The organism is Arthrobacter sp. HMWF013 (genome assembly GCF_003061105.1).
In the GTDB taxonomy this organism is placed as follows: domain Bacteria; phylum Actinomycetota; class Actinomycetes; order Actinomycetales; family Micrococcaceae; genus Arthrobacter.
In genome coordinates, this window is record NZ_QAIQ01000237.1 from 1 (window position 1) to 5988 (window position 5988).

The window sequence follows — 5988 nt, forward strand, 5'->3', positions numbered from 1 at the left end:
CCGCCACGCTCGGCTCCGACGGCGCCGCCACGTACGCCTTCGACATCACCTGGGACTTCAACGGGGCATCCCTGCCAGCTCTGGCCGCCGTCGAAGGCTCCACCCACGTCCACACCGGTTCAATCGCTTCCATGCTCGGGCCCGGGGACAAAGCCGCCCTGGCGCTGGTGCACGCGGCACGGGAGTCCGCGACGGTCAGCTACGATCCGAACTGCCGGCCCGCCATCAGCCCGGACGTTGCCGCAGCCCGGACGCAGGCGGAACTGTTCGTGGCGGCCAGCGACATGGTCAAAGCCAGCGATGAGGACCTGGCCTGGCTTTACCCGGACCGTAGCCCGGAGCAATCGCTGGCAGCGTGGCTGGAGCTCGGCCCGGCCCTGGTGGCGCTGACGCGCGGCGCCGCCGGTCCGCTGATCCTGTCCCGGCAGGGGAGAGCGGAAATGCCCGCCAAAAACATCGCCCTGGTGGACACCGTGGGAGCCGGGGATTCCTTCATGGCCGCTCTCATCTCCGGCCTTGCCCAACTCCACGCTCTCGGGCCCGGCGGGAGGCAACGTCTGGAAACCCTGGACCAGGACGAACTGCGTGGCCTCGCCGACTACGCCAACCGCGCCGCGGCCATCACCTGCTCCCGGGCGGGGGCCAACCCGCCACACTCAGCGGAACTGGGTTCCTTGACCGGTTCCCTCTCTGCATCGGAAGGTTAGACAATGCCTGCACTCGAATCCAGCGTCCTTTCCGGATTGTCCGCTTCCGTGGCGGTGCCCGCTTACGACCGCTCCGGCCTGACCGCCGGCATCGTGCATTTCGGCGTGGGCGGTTTCCACCGTGCACATGAGGCCATGTACCTGGACAGGCTGATGAACGCCGGCAAGGCGCTTGACTGGGCCATCTGCGGCGTCGGCGTCCTGCCCGGCGATGCCCGCATGAAGCAGGTCATGGACAGCCAGGACTGCCTCTACACCCTGGTGGTGAAAAACCCGGACGGAACCCGCGAGGGACGGGTCATCGGTTCAATCATCGAATACCTGTTCGCCCCGGAGGATCCCGAAGCCGTCATTGAGAAGATGGCCTCCGAGGCAACCCGGATCGTCTCGCTCACCGTCACCGAGGGAGGCTACAACTTCCACCATGTCACCGGGGAGTTCGACGCCGGCAACCCCGACGTTGTCCATGACCTCCAGCCCGGGAACCCGCCGCGGACAACATTCGGGCTGGTCACCGAAGCGCTGGCACGGCGCCGGGCACGGGGGCTCGCCCCGTTCACCGTGATGTCCTGCGACAACATCCAGGGCAACGGTGACGTGGCCCGCAGGATGTTCACCGCCTTCGCACACCTCAAGGACCCCGCACTCGGCGCCTGGGTTGAGGAGAACGTTCCCTTCCCGAACAGCATGGTGGACCGCATTACCCCGGTGACCACGGACGCCGACCGCGCGGCCATCACCGAAGAGTTCGGGATCGAGGACGCCTGGCCGGTGGTGTGCGAGCCCTTTGAACAGTGGGTCCTGGAAGACAAGTTCAGCCTGGGCCGGCCTCCGTTCGAGGAAGCGGGTGTGCAGCTGGTGGCGGACGTTGAACCCTACGAACTCATGAAGCTGCGCCTGCTCAACGCCAGCCACCAGGGCATGTGCTACTTCGGCTACCTCGCCGGATACCGTTACGCCCACGAGGTGGCGCAGGATGAATTGTTCGCGCAGTTCCTGCTGGGCTACATGGACCAGGAAGCCACGCCGACGCTCCACCCCGTCCCGGGCGTCGACCTCAATGCCTATAAACGGACCCTGATTGAGCGGTTTTCCAATGAACATGTGCTGGATACTCTGGCCCGGCTGTGCGCCGAAAGCTCGGACCGGATCCCCAAGTGGCTGGTCCCGGTCATCCGCATCAACCTCGAACACGGGGGAGAGGTCCACCGTTCAGCCGCGATAGTGGCCAGCTGGGCTCGCTATGACGAAGGCGTCGATGAACAGGGAAACCCGATCGACGTCGTCGACCGGCTGAAAGAGCCGCTGATGGCGGCCGCGGCCCGGCAGCACGAGGAGCCGCTCGCCTTCATTGCCAACCGTGAGGTGTTCGGTGACCTGATCGACAGCCCGGTTTTCGTGGCCGCCTATACCAGGGCGCTGGACGATCTGCACAGCAAGGGAGCCCGGGCTGCCCTGGAAGCGCTGAAGCCCTGACAGCAAGGCCCTGACAGCAAAGGAAGGGTGCCACCCCGCTTCGGGTGGCACCCTTCCTCTGCTGCATCTATAGGGGGGACTAGTCCTTCTTGAAGGCGTCCTTGACCTTTTCGCCGGCCTGCTTCAGATCGGCCTTGCTTTGGTCGGCCTTACCCTCTGCCTCGAGGTTCGGATCGTCGCTGGCCCTTCCGGCAGCTTCCTTGCCCTTGCCGCCAAGCTTCTCGGCAGCATTCTCAATCTTGTCATCCAGACCCACGGTGACACTCCCTCCGATTGGTTGCCGCGGGCATCCGCCCGCCGCTTACCTTTTCATCGTAAACCGAAAACTGACTTAATGCTAAGCATGCTGACTTAATTGTCCGACGGCGGGAGGTCCCGCCGTCGTCCCGCACCGTGGTGGGTGCCGGGACCGGCTTGTTATGATTCCGACGACGGCAGTTGAGCCCGGAAGGAGGCCTCAGATGGCGCAGGGAAGCAGCAGCCACTGGACTCCTGCAGACCAGTCGTGGGTCAGGGAAAACCTTCGCGAGGCAATAGACCAGCTCGTGGAGCTGGGGTACAGCGTGCGCGGCGGCGAGGGCGAGGATCCGGAGCTCATCGATCCTGGCGGCTCGGCGGTGGAGACGTGGCGGGAGGGCTACCCGTACGAGCAACGGATGTCCCGCGAGGAGTATGAGCTCGAGAAGTACCGCCTCCAGGTCGAACTGCTGAAGTTCCAATACTGGGGCCAGGACCACGGCCTCAAGAATGTGATCGTCTTCGAGGGACGCGATGCCGCCGGCAAGGGCGGAACCATCAAGCGCTTCACCGAGCACCTGAACCCGCGCTCGGCCAGGACGGTGGCCCTGAGTAAACCCTCGGACCGCGAACAGGGCCAGTGGTACTTCCAGCGCTACATCCAGCACCTGCCGTCCGCAGGCGAAATCGTGCTGTTCGACCGCTCCTGGTACAACCGGGCGAACGTGGAACGCGTCATGGGCTTCTGCACAGAGGCGGAATATGAAACCTTTATGCGCCAAGTGCCGCTCTTCGAGAAAATGCTGGTGGACTCCGGCGTCCACCTCCACAAATTCTGGTTCTCCGTGACCCGCCACGAACAGCGCACCCGCTTTGCGATCCGCCAGATTGACCCGGTGCGACGCTGGAAGCTTTCGCCGATGGACCTGGCCTCCCTGGACCGCTGGGAGGCGTACACGCAGGCGAAAGAACAGACCTTCCTTCGGACGGACACCGACCACGCGCCGTGGATCACCATCAAGTCCAACGACAAGAAGCGCGGGCGGATCAATGCAATGCGCTGGTTCCTCAACCAGTTCGATTATGACCAGAAGGACACCTCCGTGGTCCATGACCCCGATCCGCTGATCGTGCGGCGCGGGCGCGAAGCCGTGGGTGACTGAGCCCGGCTGGGCTCTGGGAAGCTCCGGGCGCTGGTAGTCCGCGGCCCGATCACCTGCTGTTCACTGCACCGAAACCAGCCGGTGGCCGGTTGTTGGCCCGCGGCAGGAAGTCTGTTCACGCATCCCTCCACACGTTAGGACTCCCCGTGCGCCTGAACAGACTCAAGACCGCAGCAGCAGTGGCCCTCATCGCCGCCGGCGCTGGCACCGCGATCGTGCCCGCGAATGCCGCCGAAAACAACCCTGCCGCCGGTCCGGCCTTCACCTTCGGGGTCATCGGCGACATCCCCTATGGTGCCGCAGAGATCACGAAGTTCCCCGCCCGCATCCAGGACATCAATGCGGACAGCGAGCTGAAGTTTGTCGCGCACGTGGGCGATATCAAGAACGGGTCTTCCGTGTGTTCGGACGCCTACTTTGAGCACATCCGCTCCGCGTTCGACACTTTCGAGCATCCGCTGGTGTTCACCCCCGGCGACAACGAGTGGGTGGACTGCCACCGGACCAACAACGGCGCATACAACCCGCTGGAGCGGCTGGACAAGCTCCGTGAAGTCTTCTTCGACGAACCCGGCAAGACCCTGGGTGAGACCATGCCGGTCAAGACCCAGGAAGACCTCGGCCTGCCGGAGAACGTCCGCTTCACGCAGAACCGTGTGTCCTTCTCCGTGGTGAATGTCCAAGGCAGCAACAACGCACTGCAGCCTTGGTCAGGCCTCGGCAAAACGGCCGCCACACCCGAGCAGCTGGCTGAAGTGGCGCACCGGACCGACGCTGTCCTTGCCCAGGTGCGCGAAACCTTCAGTGATGCCACCCGCCGGAACGACAGGGCCGTGGTGCTGATGACCCAGGCCGACATGTTCGACCCTGCGCTGCTCGACGCCGCATTGGCCAACCCTGAAACCATGTCCGGCTTCAGGGAAATCGTCCAGACCATCATTGCCGAGACCAACCGCTTTGACGGTCCCGTCTACCTCATCAACGGAGACAGTCACATCTTCGCCGAAAACAAGCCACTGGCCGCAGGCTCACCCTGGCTCCAGGTGTACGGCGGCGGTGCCGGAGCGGATGGTCTGCAGCGCATCACGGTGGACGGCTCCAACAACGCCACCAACTACGTCAGGTTCACGGTTGCCGGGAACAGTGCCGACGGTACCGAGGTGCTTTCCTGGGACAAGGTCGCCTTCAGCGGCTAGCAACAGTGGTGAACGGACGACGGCGGCGCGCGGCCGCCGTCGTCCGTCCACCTCAGGAATGAAACCAGAAGATTGAATGTTCAACTAAATATGGACTTTGGTATCTTCACCTTCGGCGAACTTTCACGCAACATCACCACAGGCAGCGCCCTGTCGCCCCAACAGCGGCTCAAAGAGGTGATTGAACTGGCCAAACTGGCGGACCAGGCGGGCCTCAGCTTCCTGGGGCTCGGCGAGCACCACCGGCGCGACTTCGCCCTCTCGGCTCCGGAAATCGTGCTGGCAGCCATCGCCCGCGAAACCACCAGCCTCAGGCTCAGCACGGCCGTCACGGTGCTTTCCACGCAGGACCCGGTCCGCCTCTTTGAACAGTTCGCCACGCTTGACCTGATCAGTGACGGACGCGCCGAGATCATTGCCGGCCGCGGGGCTTTCGTCGAGTCCTACCCGCTGTTCGGCCACAGCACCGAGGACTACGACGGCCTGTTCGACGAGAAGTTGCGGATGCTGCTGGAATTGCGGGACAACGCCACGCTGACCTGGAATGGCGAGCTCACCCAGAGCATTCCGGGCATGGATATCGCGCCCCGTCCGGTGCAGGAAAGGCTGCCCGTCTGGGTGGGTGTGGGCGGGACCCCGGCCAGCTTCGCCCGGGCAGGACGCCTGGGCCTTCCCCTGTTCATCGCGCTGCTGTCCGGACCGGAACGGTTCCGCCGCCTGGTGGAGCTATACCGGCACAGCGCGGAAGAGGCAGGCCACGATTCCGCAACCCTGCAGGTGGGTGTGGGCGGCCACTTCTACGCGGCGCCCACCTCGCAGCAGGCGCGGGACACCCTTTACCCGCACTACCGGGCCTACTTCGAGCAGAACATGCCCCGGCCGGTGGACCACTTTCCACGGTCCACCTTTGATGACTGGAGCGAACCGGGCGGCGGCCTGCTGGTGGGGAGCCCGCAGCAGGTCACCGAGAAGCTCCTCGAAATCCACCAGGCCCTGGGCAACAGCCGCTACATGGCTCAGATCGGCCTGGGCGGGCTGCCGTTCGCCGAGACCGCCCGCTCGATCGAACTCCTCGCCACCGAAATCATGCCGGCCGTAAACCGCGGGATCGGCGCCGCCTGACCCCCGCCGACGGGGAATGTGGGGCCGCTGACCGTAGGCTGGAACCGATGCAAGGGTGACCCGGGAGGATGGCATGGCGGAGACGGC

At 64.7% G+C, this 5988-nt stretch carries 6 protein-coding genes; 5 read left to right on the forward strand and 1 reads right to left on the reverse strand.

Going from position 1 to position 5988, the window contains the following annotated elements:
* Positions 1-707, forward strand: a 707-nt coding sequence (locus tag DBR22_RS09650; protein WP_108598836.1) for a PfkB family carbohydrate kinase, incomplete at its 5' end; no start/stop codon positions are given.
* Between the two features lie 3 nt (positions 708-710).
* Positions 711-2183 carry a mannitol dehydrogenase family protein gene (locus tag DBR22_RS09655; protein ID WP_108598837.1) on the forward strand — a complete coding sequence of 491 codons (1473 nt, stop codon included), beginning with the start codon at positions 711-713 and terminating at the stop codon, positions 2181-2183.
* A gap of 79 nt (positions 2184-2262) precedes the next feature.
* Here DBR22_RS09655 and DBR22_RS09660 read toward each other — a convergent pair whose 3' ends face one another.
* Positions 2263-2439 (reverse strand): CsbD family protein, encoded by a 177-nt coding sequence (locus tag DBR22_RS09660; protein WP_108598838.1) that lies wholly within the window; start codon positions 2437-2439, stop codon positions 2263-2265.
* A gap of 205 nt (positions 2440-2644) precedes the next feature.
* Between DBR22_RS09660 and ppk2 the strand changes: the two genes are divergently transcribed.
* The 3 genes from ppk2 (at position 2645) to DBR22_RS09675 (ending at position 5901) form a co-directional block, all read left to right on the forward strand.
* Complete coding sequence (ppk2, locus tag DBR22_RS09665) at positions 2645-3583, forward strand: polyphosphate kinase 2 (protein WP_108598839.1); 939 nt, start codon at positions 2645-2647, stop codon at positions 3581-3583.
* Between the two features lie 152 nt (positions 3584-3735).
* A complete protein-coding gene (locus DBR22_RS09670) occupies positions 3736-4779 on the forward strand; it encodes a hypothetical protein (RefSeq protein ID WP_108598841.1) in 1044 nt (347 codons plus the stop codon).
* Between the two features lie 90 nt (positions 4780-4869).
* Complete coding sequence (locus tag DBR22_RS09675) at positions 4870-5901, forward strand: LLM class flavin-dependent oxidoreductase (protein WP_108598840.1); 1032 nt, start codon at positions 4870-4872, stop codon at positions 5899-5901.
* The last annotated feature ends 87 nt before the right edge of the window (positions 5902-5988 follow it).